General features: G+C 54.0%; 19 protein-coding genes. 2 read left to right on the top strand and 17 right to left on the bottom strand.

What is annotated here, in order from left to right; translation table 11 throughout:
- Positions 1-59 precede the first annotated feature (59 nt).
- Complete coding sequence (locus DVH26_RS05890; protein ID WP_239632154.1) at positions 60-584, top strand: GNAT family N-acetyltransferase; 525 nt, start codon at positions 60-62, stop codon at positions 582-584.
- A 65-nt stretch (positions 585-649) separates the two neighbouring features.
- Here the strand turns inward: DVH26_RS05890 and DVH26_RS05885 are convergent, their stop codons facing one another.
- The 7 genes from DVH26_RS05885 to DVH26_RS05855 form a co-directional block, all read right to left on the bottom strand.
- Positions 650-1,621, bottom strand: coding sequence for a Gfo/Idh/MocA family protein (locus DVH26_RS05885; protein ID WP_239632152.1), 972 nt, complete (start codon positions 1,619-1,621; stop codon positions 650-652).
- Between the two features lie 93 nt (positions 1,622-1,714).
- Positions 1,715-2,722: an aldose 1-epimerase gene (locus tag DVH26_RS05880; RefSeq protein WP_239632150.1), complete on the bottom strand. Its 1,008-nt coding sequence runs from the start codon at positions 2,720-2,722 to the stop codon at positions 1,715-1,717.
- Positions 2,723-2,951: 229 nt separating this feature from the next.
- Positions 2,952-3,713 carry a DeoR/GlpR family DNA-binding transcription regulator gene (locus tag DVH26_RS05875; protein ID WP_239632148.1) on the bottom strand — a complete coding sequence of 254 codons (762 nt, stop codon included), beginning with the start codon at positions 3,711-3,713 and terminating at the stop codon, positions 2,952-2,954.
- A 25-nt stretch (positions 3,714-3,738) separates the two neighbouring features.
- The gene (locus DVH26_RS05870; protein WP_239635288.1) at positions 3,739-5,166 is read right to left on the bottom strand and encodes a rhamnulokinase; all 1,428 of its coding nucleotides are present in this window, start codon (positions 5,164-5,166) and stop codon (positions 3,739-3,741) included.
- A gap of 71 nt (positions 5,167-5,237) precedes the next feature.
- Positions 5,238-6,500, bottom strand: a complete 1,263-nt coding sequence (gene rhaA, locus DVH26_RS05865; protein WP_239632146.1) for an L-rhamnose isomerase — start codon at positions 6,498-6,500, stop codon at positions 5,238-5,240.
- A 22-nt stretch (positions 6,501-6,522) separates the two neighbouring features.
- On the bottom strand, positions 6,523-6,894 hold the full coding sequence (locus DVH26_RS05860) for a sensory rhodopsin transducer (protein WP_239632144.1): 372 nt from the start codon (positions 6,892-6,894) through the stop codon (positions 6,523-6,525).
- 57 nt (positions 6,895-6,951) lie between these two features.
- Positions 6,952-9,021 carry a bifunctional aldolase/short-chain dehydrogenase gene (locus tag DVH26_RS05855; protein ID WP_239632142.1) on the bottom strand — a complete coding sequence of 690 codons (2,070 nt, stop codon included), beginning with the start codon at positions 9,019-9,021 and terminating at the stop codon, positions 6,952-6,954.
- Between the two features lie 1,409 nt (positions 9,022-10,430).
- On the opposite strand from DVH26_RS05855, the gene DVH26_RS05850 reads away from it, so the two are divergent.
- The gene (locus tag DVH26_RS05850) at positions 10,431-10,877 is read left to right on the top strand and encodes a PBECR3 domain-containing polyvalent protein (RefSeq protein ID WP_239632139.1); all 447 of its coding nucleotides are present in this window, start codon (positions 10,431-10,433) and stop codon (positions 10,875-10,877) included.
- 173 nt (positions 10,878-11,050) lie between these two features.
- Here DVH26_RS05850 and DVH26_RS05845 read toward each other — a convergent pair whose 3' ends face one another.
- From DVH26_RS05845 to DVH26_RS05800, 10 genes are all read right to left on the bottom strand, one after another.
- Positions 11,051-12,340, bottom strand: coding sequence for an ammonium transporter (locus tag DVH26_RS05845; protein WP_239632137.1), 1,290 nt, complete (start codon positions 12,338-12,340; stop codon positions 11,051-11,053).
- Positions 12,341-12,368: 28 nt separating this feature from the next.
- Entirely contained in the window at positions 12,369-13,046 is a 678-nt protein-coding gene (locus DVH26_RS05840; RefSeq protein WP_239632135.1) for a type 1 glutamine amidotransferase, read from the bottom strand.
- A gap of 424 nt (positions 13,047-13,470) precedes the next feature.
- A complete protein-coding gene (locus DVH26_RS05835) occupies positions 13,471-14,031 on the bottom strand; it encodes a nitroreductase family protein (RefSeq protein ID WP_239632133.1) in 561 nt (186 codons plus the stop codon).
- A 2-nt stretch (positions 14,032-14,033) separates the two neighbouring features.
- Positions 14,034-15,452 (bottom strand): cobyrinic acid a,c-diamide synthase CobB, encoded by a 1,419-nt coding sequence (locus tag DVH26_RS05830; RefSeq protein ID WP_239635287.1) that lies wholly within the window; start codon positions 15,450-15,452, stop codon positions 14,034-14,036.
- Positions 15,439-16,596, bottom strand: coding sequence for a cobalt-precorrin 5A hydrolase (locus DVH26_RS05825; RefSeq protein WP_239632131.1), 1,158 nt, complete (start codon positions 16,594-16,596; stop codon positions 15,439-15,441). Before DVH26_RS05825 ends, DVH26_RS05830 begins: the two co-directional genes overlap by 14 nt.
- Entirely contained in the window at positions 16,593-17,369 is a 777-nt protein-coding gene (gene cobM / locus DVH26_RS05820; RefSeq protein WP_239632129.1) for a precorrin-4 C(11)-methyltransferase, read from the bottom strand. The genes DVH26_RS05825 and cobM overlap by 4 nt, the downstream gene beginning before the upstream one ends.
- Positions 17,369-18,079: a precorrin-2 C(20)-methyltransferase gene (gene cobI / locus DVH26_RS05815; RefSeq protein ID WP_239632126.1), complete on the bottom strand. Its 711-nt coding sequence runs from the start codon at positions 18,077-18,079 to the stop codon at positions 17,369-17,371. Before cobI ends, cobM begins: the two co-directional genes overlap by 1 nt.
- The gene (cbiE, locus tag DVH26_RS05810; protein ID WP_239632124.1) at positions 18,072-19,361 is read right to left on the bottom strand and encodes a precorrin-6y C5,15-methyltransferase (decarboxylating) subunit CbiE; all 1,290 of its coding nucleotides are present in this window, start codon (positions 19,359-19,361) and stop codon (positions 18,072-18,074) included. Before cbiE ends, cobI begins: the two co-directional genes overlap by 8 nt.
- Positions 19,362-19,423: 62 nt before the next feature.
- A complete protein-coding gene (locus tag DVH26_RS05805) occupies positions 19,424-20,530 on the bottom strand; it encodes a cobalt-precorrin-5B (C(1))-methyltransferase (RefSeq protein ID WP_239635286.1) in 1,107 nt (368 codons plus the stop codon).
- Between the two features lie 18 nt (positions 20,531-20,548).
- Positions 20,549-21,199, bottom strand: coding sequence for a precorrin-8X methylmutase (locus tag DVH26_RS05800; RefSeq protein ID WP_239632121.1), 651 nt, complete (start codon positions 21,197-21,199; stop codon positions 20,549-20,551).

The raw sequence follows: 21,199 nt of genomic DNA, 5'->3' as shown, positions 1-21,199 counted from the left end.
GGCGACCGTTATGTATGCTATTCTGGTATCAAAACGTACATAAAAAAGCGAGGAATAGCATGACGATCCGCATGGAAGAAGTGAATGATTACCGCGTCACGGAGCAAGTGATTCAGGAAGCCTTTGCCGGATTGGCGTTCAGCGATCAGAAGGAGCATGAGCTTGTTCGAAAATTGAGACATTCGGAGGCATTTATTCCCGAGCTTTCGCTCGTTTTCGAAGAGGATGGCCGCATCGCGGGACATATTTTGCTATCCAAAATCATGATCGTCAATGATCAGCAGTCGTTCGAGGCTCTTGCGCTCGCTCCCGTGTCCGTACTGCCCTCTTACCAAAAGCAAGGAATAGGGGCACAGCTCGTCCGCGAGTCTCTACAGCGCGCGAAGAATTTAGGCTATCCGGCCGTTATTGTCATGGGGCATGAGCACTATTATCCGAAATTCGGCTTTCAGCCTGCATCCCGATGGGGCATTACAGCGCCTTTCGAAGTACCTGATGAACTATTTATGGCCTTGGAGCTGGAAGACAACAGTCTGAAAGGCATTCATGGTGTGGTACAGTATGCTTCCGCGTTTTATGAATAGAGCAGTCGCACAAACAAAAACGGAGCCTCCCTGCCATATAGCAGAGAAGACTCCGTTTCTTCCTATTAAACCAGACGGACAGGCACTCCGTCCGTAGCGGAACGCAGCGCTGCAACGGCAATCGCCTGCGTCTTGACCGCATCCTCGTACGACGACAGGATGCCCGACGTATCCCCCGACCTTACGGCATGCAGGAATGCTTCATGTGCTTTAACGTAAGGATTGCTCTGGTTTTTGTATTCAAAAACCGTCCCTTTACCGGAATCTTTCAATCCTTCGTTATTCAGTTCCATAATGCCTTTGTCTGTATACAAATGCAGTCCGATTTTTCCTCCGCCCGGCAAAATGCAGGTGTTCGAGAGGGTAGCCACCGCACCGCTCGCCAGCTTGATCGTGACCGTCCCTACATCCGGCGTCGTTACGCCTTCCTCCACCAAGTGCATGACGCGGCTGCCGTAAGCGGCGTAGACTTCGACCGCCTCGCCCATCAAATAACGCATCAGATCGACGATATGCGTCGTCTGCTCGATGAATTGGCCTCCGGAGCCGTCCTGCTTGCGCCACCAGGCTACGCGCGGCATGCCGCCCATCCAATAGCCGAGACCCATGCCGATGGTACGGTCGCTTAGAGCGGCAAGAGCCCGCTCCGTCGAATCCATGTAGCGGAAATGATAGCCGACCGACGTAATAAGCTTCTTCGCCTGGATTCGCTCCAGAATGGACGAAGGCTGCTCCAGATCGAGTCCTACCGGCTTTTCTACGAAAAACGGAATGCCGCGTTCGATGAGCGCATTTTCCACTTCCCCGTGAGCCATTGGCGGGACACAAATGTAGACCGCATCCAGAGCGTTCTCATCCAGCATGCGGTGAATATTGTCGTAGCCTTTGGCGCCATCCCAGCCGGCTGCGAGGCTCTCCGCTTTTTCCAGACTCGTACCGCAAAAAGCCTTGACCTTCACGCCTACCATTTTGGCCAACAAATTGCAGTGAAACTTGGTAAATCCTCCGGTACCGACGAATCCGATCTGCAGTGACAACCTAATCCCCTCCAAATAATAGAAGTAACTACAACTGTTTCTTCTAAGCTCCCAATGCAATGCTTCCCCAAGCTCAAGCTTCTTGAAAACCAGTTAACCGATCTCGGCGTACATTCGAGTCCATGCCGACCAGGAGCGGCCCGGCTCCAGCAGCTGGAACCCGGTCATTTCATCCGGGAGAGGCACATTCGGCGCATTGTTCGTCCATGTCTGCGGCTCAGGACAAATAAACCCGCTCTTGCCGTCATCGTTCCATACCGTCCAATGCCCGTATTTCGGATCCGTCTCATAGACGAGGCTGATGTTCCGTTTCGTATCCGTCAGCACCGAACCGTAGAACGGCTTCCCGCTGCGCTCCATCGGACTGCTCGTAAAATGCTTCGCATACGGCGCTCCCGTAGGAGCAATCCCTTCACCGCGCAATGGCTTGTCCGCTTCGTCCAGCGGCAGCTGCTTGCCCGTCGAGACGAACAGAAGCGTCAAATCCCACTCCTTGCCTACGGATATGGCGAGACGGTAGTCCTCTTCCCTGCCTCCGTCGGCGAACGGGACGCGCAGGGCTGTATGGAACCCTACGCCAAGAGGCATCGGCTCGCTGCTGAGGTTCGTAATCCGGACCTGCTGCTCCAGCCCCCGCTCGGATAAGGTATAGGTCAGCTCGTATGTAAATTCATGCGGAAAGTACGGGTACATTTCGCCTTCCCGCCCCATTTCCATCAGCAGCACCAGCTCGGCGGACCCGTTATCCAAGATTCTCTCGGATTTTACCTTCCATGGACGCTTGTGCAAAATGCCATGCATGAAATGCAGCCCGTCGGAGCTGTTCAGCGGAAGATCGTACTGGCGGTACGGAGTGGAAAACTTTCCGTCCAGGATCCGGTTCGGCGGAAATAACGGCGGTATGCCGTACCGTTGGCTTTTTTGCCTTAATATCTCCCCGTTTTCAGGCGTTCGTAAGAAATTCAGCCCTTCCGCAGGCCGGCTCAGCTCCACTACATTGCTGCCGACTCCGTGCGCTATGACGGCCCGGTACCCGCCCGCACGCAATTCCATAGCCGGAACCCCGTCGAAAGTTACCGAAGTTATCGATGCGTGACTCATTCCATGGTGCCCTCCTTTTGAACTACTAAAGCTATATAGACTAGTATAGTACACTCCATTTCAAAAAGGTAACAGAATTTCCAGCTGTGCTTGGAATGGATTTAAGCATTAGAAAAACGGCTGATCAGGACATTATCTCTGACCAGCCGCTTGGGCTCGTTTCTTATAATACAGCTGACTCGGCGTCAGCCGTCATTTTCAGCCGAAGGCTGCTAATTCCGGAACAGGGTCACACCGCGATTACGGTAATGCCGCGCTCTTGAAGCTGTTGCACGGTCCCCTTATCGATACGGCGGTCCGTGATGATGGTATCCACTTCCGACAAGCCTGCCACATGCGTGAACGATTGGACCCCGAATTTGCTGGAATCGACCAGCAAAATCACTTCATCGGCGATACCGATCATCCGCTCTTTGATGCGCGCCTGCAGCTCGTTCGATTCGCTGATGCCGCGGTCCAGTCGGACGCCCTTGCAGGACAGAAACACTTTATCCACGTGATAGGTGTCCAGGGAGCGCTCGGCCAAGGGCCCGACAAACGACAACGAACGCTGTGACAGCCTGCCGCCCGTCGAGATCACCTCGATCCTCTCCTTGCTGCTGAGTTCCGTTGCGACCTTGATCGAATTGGTAAGAACAGTTAGAGGAAGATCGGGCACTTCTGCAGCCATATACCAAGCCGTCGAGCTGGCGTCAAGAAGAATTTGATCGTTCGGGCTGATCCGTTGGATCGCTGCCTGAGCTATTCTCTTCTTTTCCTCGGCGTTGGCGATTTCCCGTTCGGAATAGGGAGTCTCCGTCTGCTGTTCGTCCTTGATGCTTACTGCTCCGCCATGCGAACGGGTCAAGCGGCCTGCTTGCTCCAAGCGATCCAGATCGCGGCGGATGGTCTCCTCCGTAACCTGAAAAATCTCGCTAAGCTCGGAAACCCGTACAGAACCTCTTTGATTCACCAAACTTACAATCTTCTCGTAACGCACCGCAACCAGCATAGACAACCTCTCTTTACTGCCCGTATTATTCTGAAATCCCCGTCAGCTTCACGAAACGGTCATACGCCTGACTCCACTGCTCTTGTGCCTCAGGCCTATATTCGATCACAGGGAAGGAATCCCGGATAACGCGCCGCGCTTCCCAAATATCGCTGAATACCCCTTGGGCAATCCACTGCACGGCCATATTTCCGATCGCGCTGCCTTCCGACGGTCCGGCCCATACAGGCTTACCGATTGCATTAGCCGACCATTGGCACAGAAGCGTGTTGTTAATGCCTCCGCCGACCATATGCAGGCCGTTAAATTGCTGATTCGATAACCGCTCGGTCATTTCCAGCACAAACCGGTATTTCAACGCCAGACTCTCCAAAATGCAGCGGACGATTTCCCCGTCCGACTCCGGCGCCTGCTGCCCTGTTTCCTGGCAGTACTGAGCAATCCGTGCAGGCATGTCTCCCGGCGCCAGGAACATAGGGTGATCCGGATCGATGAATGCGCCGAACGGCTTGGCCGCTTCAGCCAGCTTCACCAATTCCGGGAAGGAGTACGATTTCCCGGCTTTCTCCCACACGCGGCGGCTCTCCTGCAGAATCCACAAGCCCATAATGTTTTTGAGCAGACGATACGTCCCCTCGACGCCGCCTTCATTGGTGAAATTGAGCTTCTGGGCCATGTCGTTGATGACCGGCTCCTGAACCTCGGTTCCCATCAGCGACCAGGTTCCGCAGCTTAAGTAAGCGAAGGAGCGGTCGAGGGCCGGTACCGCGGCTACCGCCGAGCCTGTATCGTGCTCAGCAACGGCATAGACGGGAATCGACGGGATTCCCAGCTCCTCGCATACCGATTCTTGCAGCACTCCTGCCGGACTCCCCGGCTGCAGCACCTCGCCAAACCAAGATTCAGGGAAACCAAGCTTATGTAGCAGCTCACGATCCCAATTTCCTTCGACCGGGTTGAACAGCTGAGTCGTCGTAGCATTGGAAAACTCGTTATGCATCTGCCCGGTCAGGAAATACCGCAGCAGATCGGGAATCATCAGCAGCCGGTTCCCTTCCTGAAGCCAAGGCGAATTCGCCTGTTTGAGCGCGTAAAGCTGGAAAATCGTATTGAACTGAAGAAACTGAATGCCTGTTCTTGCGAAAATCTCCCCTGCAGGGAGCTCCGCGAACAGCTTCTCCATCATATCTTCCGTGTGGCGGTCCCGGTAATGATACGGATTGCCGATCAGCTCGCCATTCGGTCCAATAAAGCCGAAATCAACCGCCCAGGAATCGATCCCGATGCTGGCCACTTCGATTCCCTTGTTTTTGGTGATGAGCAGCCCCTGCTTGATCTCATGATACAGACGTAAAATATCCCAATGCAGGCGGTTGCCCACCTGCACAGGATCATTGGAAAACCGGTGAAGCTCCGTGATTTCGATCTTGCCGTCTACCAGGCGGCCCAGCATCGCTCTCCCGCTGCTCGCCCCGAGATCAAAAGCAATAATGTTTCCCAAGGTTATCACCCTTACTTCGTTAATTAACCTTCACGCTTAAGCAGTACTTCCTGCTCATAAGCTTTCACTTCGGCAAGCCACTCTTCGCGAACCGGAACGCCTTTGGACGCACAGTAGTAGTCCCACACTGCGCCGAAAGGATACGATTTGAACTCCTCCGTCAAAGCGAGACGCGTAGTGTAATCCCCTGCAAGCTCGGCTTTACGCAGGGCTTCCACCGGATCAAGCATCGCGCGCAGCAGCGCTTTGATCGTATTGCGGGTACCGATTACCCAAGCGGCTACCCGGTTAATGCTGGCATCGAAGAAGTCCAGCCCGATATGTGTTTTGTCAAGCAATCCGCCGCGAACCAATTCCCGGCCGATATCGATCAATTCGTCATCCAAAGTGACGACGTGATCGCTGTCCCATCTCATAGGACGGCTGACGTGCAGCAGGATGCCATCCGTGAACAGGGCAAGGGAGGACAATTTATTCGAAATCACCTCTGTCGGATGGAAATGCCCTGCATCCAGACAGATCAGCTTGTTGTTTTGAATGCCGTAGCCCATGTAAAACTCGTGGGATCCGACAACATAAGCCTCGGAACCGAGTCCGAACAGCTTGCTTTCCACCGCATCCAGGTTATGGGCCGGGTTAAGCTCTTCCGCGAACACTTCGTCCAATGCGGATTTCAAACGCTGTCTTGGGGCCATGCGATCGGCAGGAACGTCCTTGAAGCCGTCTGGAACCCACACGTTCGTCACGCACGTTTGACCGAGCTGCTCGCCGAAGTAAGCGCCGATTTTTCTGGAGGCTTTGCAATGATCGATCCAAAATTGGCGGATTTCAGGGTTCGCATGGCTGAGTGTGAAGCCGTCGCTAGACTTCTCATGGGAGAAGCAGGTCGGATTGAAATCGAGTCCCAAGCCTTGCTCTTGAGCCCATTTCACCCATTTCTCAAAATGCTTCGGCTGCAGCTGGTCCAACTCCACTCTCTCGTCCGTATCGGCATAGATGGCGTGCAAATTCACTTTGTGCTTGCCTGGAATCAGCGAGAACGCTTTCTCCAAATCCGCACGAAGCTCGTCAGGTGTGCGTGCCGCACCCGGATAATTCCCGGTTACGGAAATGCCGCCGGTCAAGTCCTGATCGCGGTTCAAAAATCCTTTAACGTCGTCGCCTTGCCAGCAATGCATGGAGACTTTCACTTGCTCCAGCTGCTCGAGCACTTTATCTACATCGATGCCATGGGCTGCATACAGCTCTTTAGCCAATTCATAATTGGCTTGAACGTTTTTATCCATTGATACAACTCCTTAACCTTTATTATTTGATAGGATAAGCGATGACGGACATAAGAGCATTCTCAGCCTGGGTCGCGTCCAAACGGCTGTACTGCACGATAATCGGGATATCGCTCCTAACTTCGATAGCGTACGGTACACCGACAGGAATAGCCTTCCCGTCTTTGGCCAAAGAGCTGGTGCGGATATGCTTCGTGCGGCGTCCTTGAACGACCTCGGCAATATCTTCCAACGGTTCGCGGTCTTCAAAGAAAATCGTGATGTTCAAATGGGCATCCTCCGATGCCGTGTTCAATACGCAAATCGATTCATGGCTGGTTAAATTTCCGGAGCTGAGCTCCGGAATATAACCGTCAGGAATAATCCACACCTTTTCCCCTGTAGCCGTTGGCATGAGATAAATCCTCCTTTTATAGAACACTGATTTTGGAATTCAGTTGATGTCAGCCGATTAGCGGGTGAATGCAGCAGGTACGCCGCCGTCAATGGTCAGCATGCAGCCTGTGGTTTTATCCGATTTGGAAGATGCGAAGAAGGCGATGCCTTCCGCAATGTCGCGCGGATAAATATTGACAAGCAAGGTAGTACGCTTGCGGTAGTACTCTTCCAGCTGATCCGGTTCGATACCGTATGCCGCGGCACGCTCGTTGCGCCAGCTGCCGTTCCAGATCGCCGAGCCTTGCAGGATGGCATCAGGCAGGATCGTGTTGACGCGGATACCGAATTCTCCGCCTTCTGCAGCGATACAACGCGCAAGATGAGCTTCCAGAGCTTTTACCGCGCTATAAGCCGTAGCGTTCTTACCGGCATAAACCGAGTTCTTGGAACCGACGAATACCATGTTGCCGCCGATAGCCTGTTCCTTCATGATAATGAACGCTTCGCGGGCAACCAGGAAATATCCTGTTCCAAGCACGTTCATGTTCAGGTTCCATTCCTTCAACGACGTTTGGTCGAATGGGCTCGAAGTAGCCAGACCCGCGTTGTTGACGATAATGTCAACGCCGCCGTAAGTAAGGGCCGTTTCCAAATAAGCGGCTTTAATCATCTCTTCATTTGTTACGTCCATCTTAACTGCAAGAGCGCGGTTATCGCCATATTTCTCATTGATTTCGGAGGCTACCTTCTGAGCGCCTTCGAGGTTAAGATCCGCCAGGACGACGTGCGCGCCTTCGGAAACCAGGCGACGTGCCGTTTCGCTGCCGATACCGCCCGCTCCGCCGGTGATGAAAGCAATTTTGCGGGAGAATTCCGCTTCAGCCGGAGCCAGGGACAGCTTGTAAAGCTCAAGCGGCCAGTACTCAACGTTGTAAGATTCGTTTTCGCTAAGAGATACGAATTGTCCAAGAGCCGTTGCGCCTCTCATAACAGCAATCGCACGGTGGTACAGTGCTCCGCTGACTTGGGACATGAACCAGCTTTTGCCCGTATTGATCATCCCTACGCCTGGAATGAGAATAACGCGCGGCGCCGCTTCGAACATAACGTCTCCTTCATTTTTGTTGCGTTCGAAGTAAGCCTTGTACTCTTCTTTATATGCAGCGATGCCTTCTTTAAGCTTCGCTTTCAGTCCGTCTACATCATTGGTGTTCGGAGTCCAGTCAATGAACAATGGAACCACCTTCGTGTGAACCAGGTGATCCGGGCAAGCCGCTCCGACTTGCGAAAGCTTGGCGGAATCTTGTCCCCCTACGAATTGAAGCACATCTTCAGCATCGTCGAAAGAAAGAATCATTTTCTTCGAATCGCTGACAGCTCCGCGGATCGCAGGCATAACTTGCGCAGCGATGCTTCTGCGCTCTTCCGCAGTCAATGCGCCGTGCTTCACACCACCGAATACTTTACTTTCGTTAACGCGGGATTCGATAAAGCTTTCCGCTTCGGTAATGATTTTGATCGTTTGAGCATAGGCCTCCTCGGAAGTTTCTCCCCAAGTTACGAGACCGTGCTTTTCCATCAGGACAAGCTCTGCGTTAGGGTTGTTTCTTACGCCTTCGGCGATCATCTTGGACAGCTTGAAGCCTGGACGGATATAAGGAACCCAAACGAAACGGTCGCCAAAAATTTCACGAGCGATCTCTTTGCCGTTATCCGCGCAGCAAAGGCTGATGATGGAATCCGGGTGAGTATGATCCACATGTTTGAAAGGAAGGAATGCGTGAAGCAGCGTTTCGATAGAAGCGCGAGGGTGCTTGGCGTCGATCATGCAGTTCGCCAAGTAAGCGACCATGTCTTCATCGGACATATCGTCTCTCTCGTACAAAGGACGAATGTCGTCCATGCGCAAGCCGGTAAAATTGGATGCCTTCATCGTTGCCAAGTCGGAACCGCTGCCTTTTACGAACATTACTTCGATGTCGCGTCCGCGGAAATCCTGGACTACGGTTTTGCTGGAGGTGTTTCCTCCGCCGTAGTTACATACGCGGCGATCCGTACCGATAAGATTAGAGCGGTAAACCAGTTGGTCGAGACCTGTTGTCTGTTCTGCTGCCTTGGATGCTTCCCACAAACTTTGTACCATAGTTAGAATACCTCCGGGGTAAATGTTTATTTTGCTTTGTTTTCATCTTAACATATTTGTTTTTCTTTGAATACTACAAATTCAAAAATAAACAAAAACGAAAACAAAAATAAGTAAAAACTACAATACGCGTGTTTCCTAGACAAAATAAGCCTCCCAAGATGATTCCTGAATATACAATTTTCCGATGAAATGCCGCCTGCCTGCGGAGCATTCGACATACGGAGGCCCGCATACAGCGGTTCACACAAGTTAATAAAACTCCATGAAACGAGAGGGTAACCTTCCCAGCCCTTTCACTTTCCAGTAGGAAGGTTGCCCATTGCCTCTCAGCCCCCCATATAAAATGAAGGTCATTGGAATGACCCTCATGCTTTTATTAGTTACAGGCAATTTTTAAAGAACGAATATATATAGGGTCTGTTCTGGAAAGAGGCAAGACATAACCCTCAAGACACTTAAAAAAGGGAAAGGCAGATTAGCGCTGAATGCTCGTGTCTCAACACTACACGGCCCGCGAAATTGGAATACTCGTTCGAACGCCTTGCGTTCGTCTGCTGAGCTTGTTGAGGACCAAAGGAAATGGACTTTTGATTGTATAGTCCCAGTGGCGTATACCCTTCCGTCCCGGCTTGCGAAGATCGGACAGGAGATCCGTTATTTCCTGAAATAACGCTGATTTCGGAGAGCGATCGGACCGTGAGTCCGTTATTGGCTAATTTTTCCCGAAAAAAAGGAGTACTTTCGTGAAATAAGGGATCTGTAGTCCGATCGCCATGCAAAACGAGCCATTTTGGGTCAAATAACGGATCTACGGTCCGTACCAACATGGGCAACGCTTTCCAGCGGACGGTCATACTAACGAATTGGATTCGTTCATTAAAGTACAGCGGTATCCCGACGATAGACTTTTTTCCAGAACATTGTGATTGGGCCGGCTGCTTTACTCACTTGTCCGTTGGGGAGCACTGCCGGCAAAAAAACTATCTGCAGAAGCTGTCCCCCTCCATTCCAGCGTAGATTTCAAAAAACAAAGGGACATTATCGCTCCTCCTGGATATAGCGGTGAGGTACCTCACTCCAGCCGCTGTCGTTTTAAGACAATCTTTAATCTATCGCGTTTTTGCAATACAGAGGCGTCGCTTTACGCTTTTCCAGAGTTTCCCGCCTACCCCAATATAGCAATTTCCGGAAAATCAGGTTTATCAACAGTCTGAGCCGATCGAACGCTTTGCGTTCATCGGCTTTTTTTGTGCCCATGTACCGGCTTCAAATCCATAACAAGCGACTGGACCGGCGTTCCTTATCACAGGGAATGGTTCCAGCGGAAGCTCTACGCGGTTTGTGTTAAAAAACAGGCGTTTCTGCTTCTACTGACCTTTACAACAATCATCGGGAGGCTGAAAAGAATGAGAACAGCAGGTAAAGGTAAATTCGTCGGTACTATTCAAAAGGGAATCGCAAGAACACTCCGCATTCCGTCCAATTCATTAAAGATTTACGAGGCGGATGACCTGCAAAAGCACATTAAAGAATCCGGACACGAGGGCGATTTTGCAAAATACGGTAGCCATCTTCAATGTATTGTGACCAAACCGCACTGGTTTATGAAGTCCGGCCATCACCAATATGTATTTGTCCGTCTCATCGGTGAGGATTATGTCTATGTCCCCGTTCATTACCGGTACGGTCATTTGAGCGTCCGCAGCTTCTATAAGAAGGAGGACCGTGAACTGGTGCAACGCCTTATCAGGCAGAGGCATCTCAAGCCATATCCAAACATTAAGAGCCCCGACTCCGGCAATCCGGCAGCGAGGGCTCTTTTTATTGTACCCGATACATCGAGGCGGACATGATCGCAGACAGCCTCACGTGCATCGGCAGAAGATTAATATAGGTGAAAAACAATCACCACAAAGTGGAGCTTTAGTGTCGAAGAGATACTTTTGCAGGAAGCTTCAACTATATAAATACAGCAAAAAAAGACGGCTTCACTGTCTATCGACAGGAAGCCGCCGTTTTGCCCGATTTAATTTTTGACCAGCACGCCCGGTTGAGGAGCGGCAGGACTTTTCAGCTGCTCAGGATACCCGTAGGAACCGTGCTCGCTAACGTCCAAACCGATCATTTCCTCTTCTTCCGTTACGCGAATACCGATGGTCGCTTTCATTACATAGAGAATGATGTAAGAAACGATGAAGGCGAATGCTCCGCAAACAACGATCCCCAGCGCTTGCACACCCAATTGCTCGAAGCCGCCGCCGTACAGCAAGCCCGGCTTACCTACGCCTACTTTTTCAACCAGCTCCGGCGTTGCGAAAAATCCGTTGGACAATGTGCCCCATACGCCCGCTACACCATGAGCGGAAAGAGCGTAAATCGGATCGTCGATGCGCAGCTTTTCGAAAAATCTCATGCTCGCGAATACGATGACTCCGGCAACAAGACCGATTACAATAGCCGCCCAAGGCTCTACGAATGCGCACGATGCGGTGATGGCAACCAAGCCTGCCAATGCGCCGTTCAGCATCGTTACTACATCGCCTTTCCCTGTAACCATCCAGGAAACGATCAGAGCGGCAACCGCTGCAGCGGCAGCACCCAATTGCGTATTAACTGCGATGAAGCCGAAGAAACTTCCGTCACCTGCCGTAATCGTGCTGCCTGCATTGAAGCCGAACCATCCGATCCACAAAATCATAACTCCCAAAGTCGTGAACACTTGGTTATGACCCGGAATATCGTTAGGCGTACCGTTCTTGTTGTACTTGCCGATCCGCGGCTTCAACAACAGCGTTGCTGCAAGAGCAGCCATTGCCCCTGTAAGGTGAACGACCGTAGAGCCTGCAAAGTCCTGCTTGCCGTGCTCGGCCAGCCAGCCGCCGCCCCAAATCCAGTGAGCGATAACCGGATACACGATAGCGGAGAAAAATACCGCGAAGATCAAGTACGCCGACAGCTTGGCTCTTTCTGCAAAGCCGCCCCATGCTACAGACATCGAGATGGCTGCAAAAGAGAGCTGGAAAATAAACATTACTGTCGGAGCCACGCTGCTTCCTTCTTTAACTTCCATCATATTGAAGCCGAAGTAATCTCCCCAGCCTATCAGGGATCCGCCTTGAGAACCGAAAATGAGCGCATATCCTACCGCCCAAAAAACAAGAGAAACGATCCCTACGGTAAAAATCGTTTTACCGGCCACGTGTCCGGCATTTTTCATCCGGGTGGAACCTGCCTCCAGCATAATAAATCCGCATTGCATGAAAAGTACCAAAATTGCCGCCAGCATTGTCCATATTCCGTTTACGCCTATTTCCATTTCGCCAACCCCGCTTGTCTATTTGGATTTAATAGTTGCTAAGTATTTGCTTCAAGATCGTGAATGAGTGCTCTGTTCGATACGCTTGGCCTACCATTTGCTCTGCCTTTTGGATAAAAGGAGTATCCGCCAGTTCATCGTGCCACCGATCTAACATGGTGGTCATGCACGACGCGGTCGTCTCCAGATGGAACTGCAGCCCCAGCACCTGCTCCCCGTAAGCAAATGCCTGGACCCGACATGCGTCCGAGTAAGCAAGGGATACCGCACCTTCCGGTATATCGAAGCAATCGCCGTGCCAGTGAAAGGAGTAAAATTGCTCCGGAACCCCTGAGAACAAAGGGTGCTCGATTCTAAGCCGCTTCACCGGATGCCAGCCGATTTCCTTATGTTCGCTGCGGTACACTCTTCCTCCCAATGCTTCCGACAGCATCTGGGCTCCGAGACAAATGCCGAGAACCTTCTTCCCTTCCTCAACGGCCTGCCGGATGAAGGACTTCTCTTCCGTCAGCCATGGGTGCTCCGCATCGTGATAAGCGCTCATCGGTCCGCCCAAAATGACGAGCAGCTCGAAGGTATCAAGAGAAGGCGCCCGAAACCCGTCAGGAGGAGACATCACGGTGATGTCATATCCCTTCTCCGCCGCCCATGAAGCAATACAAAACGGATCATCAAAGTCAAAATGCTTCAGAAGCAGCAGCCGCATATCAAAAGACCTCCCTTCTTTTCTGTCTGTTTTTAGGTTATGAACGTATTTTAATGGATAACCCGCTCATTTGTCAATAAACCTAACATAAAATAGTTAGTATTTATATCATCGATGTTAGATTATCTATATTCGGCTTATATACAGGGTTTTGGCGGCATGTTTATTCTCTTATTTGATAAAAATTCATTGTGCCTCTCTGCAAAATTCACCAAACAAACACACTTTTTCGAAATATATAACATGATTATGTGATATAAATAGCAGCATTTGGTTTCCGTGGTGCGAAATCCTATTCCAGTTCCATATCAATTCCAAAAATCGGGTAATAAAAGGCAAAAAGACGTTCCACCAAGCAGCCGGATGCCGCTGATGAAACGTCTGTAATTGAGTAACCCCTTCTATCGAAACGGCTATGCCGCTTTTAAAGCCAGGTTGTTTTGTCGGTATGCGGCGTTCTTGCCGTCGCCGGTACCGATTCGTCAACCGGATAGCCGACGAACACCGTTCCGATCACTTTTTTGTTCTCCGGCGCCCCGATGAATCGGTGCATCCGCTCATCGTGAACGAGACCGATCCCCCGTGTGCGCCACACCAGGCCAAGCCCAAGCTCGGCTGCGGTCAGCCACATCGAATGAATAGCGCAGGCTGCTGCGTACTCATTATCTTTGGATGAGGCTTCATCTCCCGGTATGATATCCGCCGTGACGACGATGACGAGCGGCGTCGCTGTCAGCACCTTCAGTGATTCCTGAACCAGATTCGGCTTGGTCGGGAACCTTTCCTCCAGGTAAGCCAGAGCAAGCGCTTCGTAGCGCTGCTTCGCTTCCCCTCGAATGACATAAAACTGCCATGGCTCACGCAGCCTATCGTTCGGCGCCAAAGTAGCCGCCGACAATAAGGCGTGGATTTTTTCGTCTTCGACCTCTACAGGCTTTACATTGCGTACAGCTCTCCGCTGCTCCAACAGTTTGATGATAGACATCCTCACATGTCTCCTCTCCGTTTATAGTCCACGCACAGCTCCACCCATCTTTGTGCGATCTCCGGCTCGGAGGCGAAATGAATATGGGTATATCCAGCCACAAGCGTTCCATCTTCATTTAAGTAACCTTCCTGTTTCATTCCCCGCATGCCTTTGGTTTCGTATGCGCTGCGAATAAGCGCGTTCTCCGCAGGCTGGAACGTCGAATAATGAAACTCGTGCCCCTTGGCTTTGTCGCCGGGTCCGAGCAGGAAGTTCCCTTCCGCGCCGGTAATGTCGCGATAACCTAAGGCGGCCAGCTTTTTCTGCATTTTGACGCCGCCCGGAATCAAGCCGAGCATCGGATACCGGCCGCCGGCCGTGTCCTCGATCGCTTCGGTCAAATACATGAAGCCTCCGCATTCCGCCAGCGTCGGCATGCCGTGCTCTACAGCGCGGCGTATCGATTGTTTCACAGCTTCGTCCGCCGCAAGAAGCTTGGCGAACTCCTCAGGGAAGCCGCCGCCCAAATAAAGGCCGTGCACTCCCTCAGGCAGCTTCTCTCCGGCCAATGGCGAGAAGAAGACACATTCCGCTCCGTACGCCTCCAACAGCTCGAAGTTCTCCTGATAGTAGAAGTTGAACGCCGCATCCTTCGCCACGGCGATACGTACGCAGGCGTCGCCTTCCAGAGCCTGCTTGCGGAAGATCGAGCGCGCTGCAGTCTCTTCCGTGACTGGCACGGCCGGAGACTGGGCCAGCTCCCAGATCCGCTCCACATCGACCGTAGCCGCCACCAGCTCGGCCAGCTTGTCGAAGAACGGCTGCAGCTCGCCCCGCTCGATGGACGGTACAAGACCGAGATGACGCTCCGGCATCTCGATATGATCCTCCCGTTTCATATAGCCGACAACGGGGATAGCGCATTCCTGCTCGATCGCCTCGCGGACGAGCTTGTAATGGCCCTCGCTGCCGACCTTGTTGGCGATGACGCCTACGATGTTGACTCGGGGCTCCAGCAGCTGGAACCCCTTGACGATCGCAGCGGCGCTGCGCGCCATGCTCTGGCAGTTCACCACGAGAAGCACAGGCGCCTCCAGCAGCATGCTGATTTCGGCTGTGCTGCCTTCGTTGGTTTTCGGGTTTTTGCCGTCATAGAAGCCCATAACGCCTTCGATAACGGCTATATCCGCGCTGCGGGTCGCACGCGCGTAAATGTCTTTGACCGTATCTTGAGACAGCATATAGCTGTCGAGATTGCGGGATATACGGCCCGTAACCGCCGTATGGTACGTGGGGTCAATGTAATCGGGGCCGCACTTGAACCCCTGCACCGTGCGGCCAAGCCGCTGCAGGGCGGCCATCAGCCCGATGGTCATCGTCGTTTTGCCTACGCCGCTGCCGGTTCCGGCGATGACGATTTTGCGCTCAGCGTGCGGCATCGGCAGCACCGCTTCCTTCCTGCGGGAAAGGGATGACGGCTACGGATATCGTCACGTTCCCGGATTTTTTCTTCACGAGCGCGAGCTGCTGCGCGCCGGAGTAGAGCTTGGCCGCCGGCTCGCTGACCCCGTAAGCGCCGGTGAACTTGAACACGGTGTCCGACGGGTCCTCGATGGCCACCGTGTTCAGCTCAGCGGGCGTATAGGCGACGAACGCCCAGCCATGCTTCTGCACGACGGCGAGGAGTCCCTCCTCGTCCTTCTTCAAATCGATGGTGCACACCGCCTTGACGCTGCGCACCGAGAATTGCAGCTCGGCGAGCGTCTCCGCGATCACCGCCTCGATCTCCTCGGCTGCCGTGCCGCGGTTGCAGCCGATCCCAAGGGCAATCGCCTTCGGGCGGTACAGCACGCCGTTGGCGAGAATCGCATCCTCCTCCGGACGGAGGATGCGGTGTGTAACAACAAGCGCCGCCTGCGGCTTCGCAGCCAGCGCATCGGCCACCGAGCCGTAAGTACGGATGTTCGCCGGCAGCGGCGTATCGTACAGCCACCAGCCCGGCTCGCCGGACTCCTGCACGACCGCCACCTGCTCCTCGTTCACGACGGACGCGCTGACAGGCGTCAGCAGCTCGTCGGACTCCCACTCCCAGCCGAAGCGGCGGCCGAACAAATCGACGGCGATCGTGCCCTGCACGTCCGACGCCGTAGTAATAACGGGCCGCGCGCCCATTGCCGCGGCCACTTCACGCGTCAGCTCGTTCGCGCCGCCCAGATGGCCGGACAGCACGCTGATTACATGCTCCCCGCGGTCGTCGATCACGACGACGCCGGGGTCTTTCTTTTTATCCTCCAGCAGCGGCGCGATCATCCGAATGACCGCTCCCAGCGAAATAATGATGATAAGTCCCTTATATGCGGGAAATAAAGCCGGAAATAGCAGTCTGACGCTGCCTTCGAACATTTGGATGCCGCGGGCTTCCTCGTCGCCGCGCTCGAATTTGGACATATAGTACAGATCCGAATTGCTGAACGAGCCGTGCAGCTTGCGCGCCATCTCTACGCCATGCTTCGTAATGGCCACAATTGCATAATCGCCGTGCTGCCGAATGGCGGGAATTTCGCCCTCGCGCAAGGTGATCATGGCTTCACCCCTCTGCGGAACCGGTGGGTGAATTCTTTATCGTACAGCTTCGAGCGGTACTCGTCCTTGTCGTGAATCGTCGGGTCCAGCGCCCAGCCCGCCAAAATCATCGCATGGGAACGGATGCCGTTGCTGCGCATATCCTGCTCGAGGTTCGCAAGCGTAGTGCGGACAATAAGCTGATCCGGCCACGTCGCGCGCTGTACGACCGCCACCGGCGTATCTTCGCTCCAGCCTGCGCTTCTCAGCTCCTCGACGACCTTCCTCGTCAGCGTCGCGCTTAAGAAGAGCGCAATGGTGCAGTGATGCGCCGCCAGATCCTTCAGCTTCTCCAGCTCAGGAACCGGCGTTCTGCCCTCCGCCCGGGTCAGGATGAGCGTCTGGGTCAGCTCCGGAATGGTCAGCTCCGCCCCAAGAGCCGCGGCCGAAGCAAACACCGAGCTCACGCCGGGAATGATTTCGTAGCCGATGCCTTCTTTTTTCAGCAGCGCTATTTGCTCCATAATGGCTCCAAATACGGCAGGGTCGCCCGTATGGACGCGCGCGACCATTTTCCCCTGCTTCACCCGGTCCGCCATAACGGCCACCATTTCGTCCAGGTCCATGCCCGCGCTTTTCAGCACTTCGGCATCCGGTTTGGCCTTGGCAATCAGCTCCTCGTTAACCAAGGAGTCGGTATACAGCACGACATCCGCCTCCTGAAGGATGCGGAGCCCTTTTACCGTGATCAAATCCGGATCGCCCGGACCGGCGCCAACAATATATATTTTCATTATTTTCTCACCACCATTAACGTTAAATATTCGAGTCCTTTTCCTTGCAGCTCAGTAATGTCGCGCCAAATCATTTCCTCCGAGGACGTCACTTTGGTCAGTACAGCCGCTTTGTCGACAAGCCCCAGGTCGCGCAGCACCATAATCATCAGATCGATGACCTTGGCAACTTTGATAAATACGATGCAGTCATGATTTTCAATAGCCGTGCGCATCGTATCATAGTCGTCCGTCGCCGGCACGATGGCGATCTGCTCATCGCCGTCCGCAAGCGGAATCCCAAGACGGGACGCCGATGCGTTAATGGAGGAGATGCCCGGAATCGAGCGGATTTCCACCTCCGGATGGCGCTCCATCATCAGCCTCATCAGGTGAATGAAGGTGCTATAGATCATCGGATCTCCTTCGGTTACGAAGGCGACATCCTTCCCCTGCTCCAGATGCTCGTATACGGTGCTTACCGTCTTGCTCCACTGCATTTCCAGCGCTTCGCGGTCTCTTGTCATCGGGAACGTCAGGCCGATCATCGTTTTTTCTTCCGTATTCACGTACAGCTCGGTTATCGTAAGGGCATAGCTTTTGGCGCCCATCTTCTTGCGCGGATAGGCTATGACCGGCGACTCCTTCAAAATCCGGAACGCCTTGACCGTTATCAGCTCGGGGTCTCCCGGACCGACTCCCAATCCATATAAGGTACCTAGCTTATTCATTCGCGTTCGCCTCCTTCGCCTCCGCCCCGCCGGGCTCTTTATGCTTGGCCGTAATGATATAAATCGGATTCAGTCCCTCGAATCTCGTTAAGTCCAGAATCGGCTTGCTGCGCGCAATTTGCGCCAGCGTAATGCTCGTCGCCATGCCTTCATCGGCAAAAGCCTTGTTAGCCTCGTACAAGTTCTCGATCGTCGCCGCGTTCAGCACGATGCGTCCGCCCGGACGAAGTCTCGTGCAGCAAACGTGCAGCAGCTCTCTCATCTCGCCGCCGCTTCCTCCGATGAACACGGCATCCGGGTCCGGGAATGACTCCAGCCCTTGCGGAGCGCGTCCTTGAACGGCCGTCAGATCGGTGCGGAAACGGCGCATATTGTCCAGGCAATTTTGCAAATCCGCCTCGTTCTTCTCGATCGCGTATACTTCGCCATATCGCGCGATTCGCGCCGCTTCGATAGCGACGGACCCCGTGCACGTGCCGATGTCCCATACGATGCTGTCCTGCTGCAGGCCGAGCTGCGCCAGGCTTAGGACGCGGATTTCTTTTTTCGTAATCAGACCTTTGTCCGGCTTGCGTTGGATGAACTGGTCGTCCTCGATCCCGAGCGACCGCTGCTTCTCCTTTACCGCTTCCTTGGACGCCGTAAGAATAACTACGTTTAATGGGGCAAAATCGTTCGCGGCCAGCTCCTGCAGCTCGTACCAGCCGCATCGCTCCTGAGGCCCGTCCAAATGCTCCGCAACGAAGGCGCGGTATTCGATCATGCCGAACGACAGCAAATAATCGGCAATCGCCCGCGGACTATTCGTCTCATCGGTCAGCAGCGCCACCTTCGCTTTCCCGTCGATCCGCTGCGCCAATCCTTTCATGCTGCGCCCGTGAACGCTTGTAATATAGGCGTCCTGCCAGCTCTGGCCCATCCGGGCAAAAGCCAGCTGCACCGAGCTCATATTCGGGTAAATTTCTACGTCCAGCCTGGAGGACAAATAGCCTCCGATCCCATAAAACAGCGGATCCCCGGAAGCGAGAACTACGACCTTGCGCCCCAGCTCCGCCACCGTCTGCAACCGGGCCGCGAGCTCGGATAATCCGCCTTTGATCGCTATCGTCTCTCCGGGGTAATCCGGAAACCATTGGAGCTGTCTTTCACCCCCGACCAGCACGTCGCTCTCCGTTATCCATTGCGCATATTGCGGAAGCAAGCTCTGCCGGCCGTTATCGCCGATTCCTATGACCTTCGGCCTGTCCGTCCGCCTTTGCGTTTGTGTCAGCTGCTGATTCACTTTGTTCTCCCCCCGCTACCGTTCAGCATACAAATTGTGCTGCTACCGGAACTAAATTCGCCCTACTCCCGACCGATTCGCGCGCTGCCCAGCAAATTTCCCTTCATCGAAATGATGACGGTCTCGATATCCATGCCGCCCTGGACTTCCTTCCATCCGGCATCGCAGCAGTAGGCGCTCAGACGCTCGAAAAATCCGCCGTAGCCCCATTCCGCCATCCAATCGCCGACTAGCGCCGCCGTATTGGCATCCAGTATGGCTGCAGCCTGCTCCTGTGTCGCACCGGCCTCCTCCGCCACTCGCGACAGAAAGCCGAAATCCACCGGAGCGCTTTTGGAATGCACCATCATGACGCCTTGAGCCACTTTGGAAAACTTTCCCATCATCCCTATTAAGGTTACTCTTGTGACCCCTTGCTTCTTGCACTGCGTCAATGCAAAGCCGATGAAATCTCCCATCTCAACGAAAGCTTCCTCCGGCAGCTCCGGGTACATGTCTATTCCGTATTTCTCCGTCCGGCCGCCGGTCGACAACACAATATGCTTGCAACCGCATTGGACGGCAACCCGGATCGCTTGCGCGACGCTCGCCTTATAGGCGGCAGTGGAAAAGGGCACCACCGTGCCCCTAGTGCCCAAAATAGATATGCCGCCGACAATGCCGAGGCGTCCGTTCAGCGTCTTCTTCGCTATTCCCTCTCCGTCCGGCACGGAAATAACGACTTTGACCCCGCGCTGAATCTCGTACTGATTCAACACGGAAGCTACCGCTTCCCGGATCATTTTGCGCGGAACGGGGTTGATCGCCGCTTCGCCCACCGGAACCGGGAGGCCGGGCTTGGTCACCCTGCCGACGCCGACGCCGCCGTCGAGCTCGATCCCGGGCTCCGTCCGCCACGACACCTCGGCGATAATTCTCGCCCCGTGGGTCGCGTCCGGATCGTCGCCTCCGTCCTTGATCGTCTCCGCCTCCGCCCGCTCCTCCGTAAAATCACACCGTACGATCGCGAACGTGACGACTTCGCCGATCGGCAGCTTGATCGTTGCCTCCATCTGCGCTTCCTGCATAATCAGCGCCGTGAGCGCCGCCTTGGCCGTTGCGGTTGCACAGGATCCCGTCGTGTAACCGTGCCTTAGCGGCTTGTCTTCCTTACCGCTGCTCTTGTCCATCGCCATGGTCCGGTCTCCTTACCCGAGACGCTCCGCCATAAGCGATAACGCGTTCACCGAAGCTACCGCCACAGGACTGCCGCCTTTGCGCCCGATGTTCGTAATGAACGGGATATCAAGCTTCGCCAGCTCCTCCTTCGACTCTGCCGCCGACACGAAGCCTACCGGAACACCGATCACCAGACCCGGCTTCGCTTCGCCCTCCTTCACAAGGCGGATCAGCTCCAACAGTGCCGTCGGTGCGTTGCCGATCGCGAAAATACCGCCGTCCGCTTCGCGAATCGCCTTGCGGATCGAGATGATCGCGCGCGTCGTATTCAAGCGCTTCGCCTCTTCCATTACGTCAGGGTCGGAGATGTACACTCTCACGTCGCCGCCGAACTTGGCGATCCGCGGTTTGCTGATCCCGACCTGCACCATTTGCACGTCGGCTACGATCGTTTTGCCGGCGCGAATCGCTTCGATTCCCGCTCTGATCGCGTCCTTATGGAACAGCATGCTGCGTCCTAATTCAAAATCCGCCGATGCGTGAATAACCCTCTGCACGACCGAATACTGCTCGTCGGTAAAAGGATGCTCTCCTAGCTCCTCGGTGATCATACGAAAGCTTTGTTCCTCAATCTCTTGCGGCTGAACCGTCAGCGGTTTGAAATCCGTTTTGAAATCCAT

This window comes from Paenibacillus sp. H1-7 (assembly GCF_022354825.1).
Lineage (GTDB): Bacteria > Bacillota > Bacilli > Paenibacillales > NBRC-103111 > Paenibacillus_S.
Note: the sequence above shows the minus strand (reverse complement) of the source record. Positions and strands in the feature narration are given on the sequence as shown.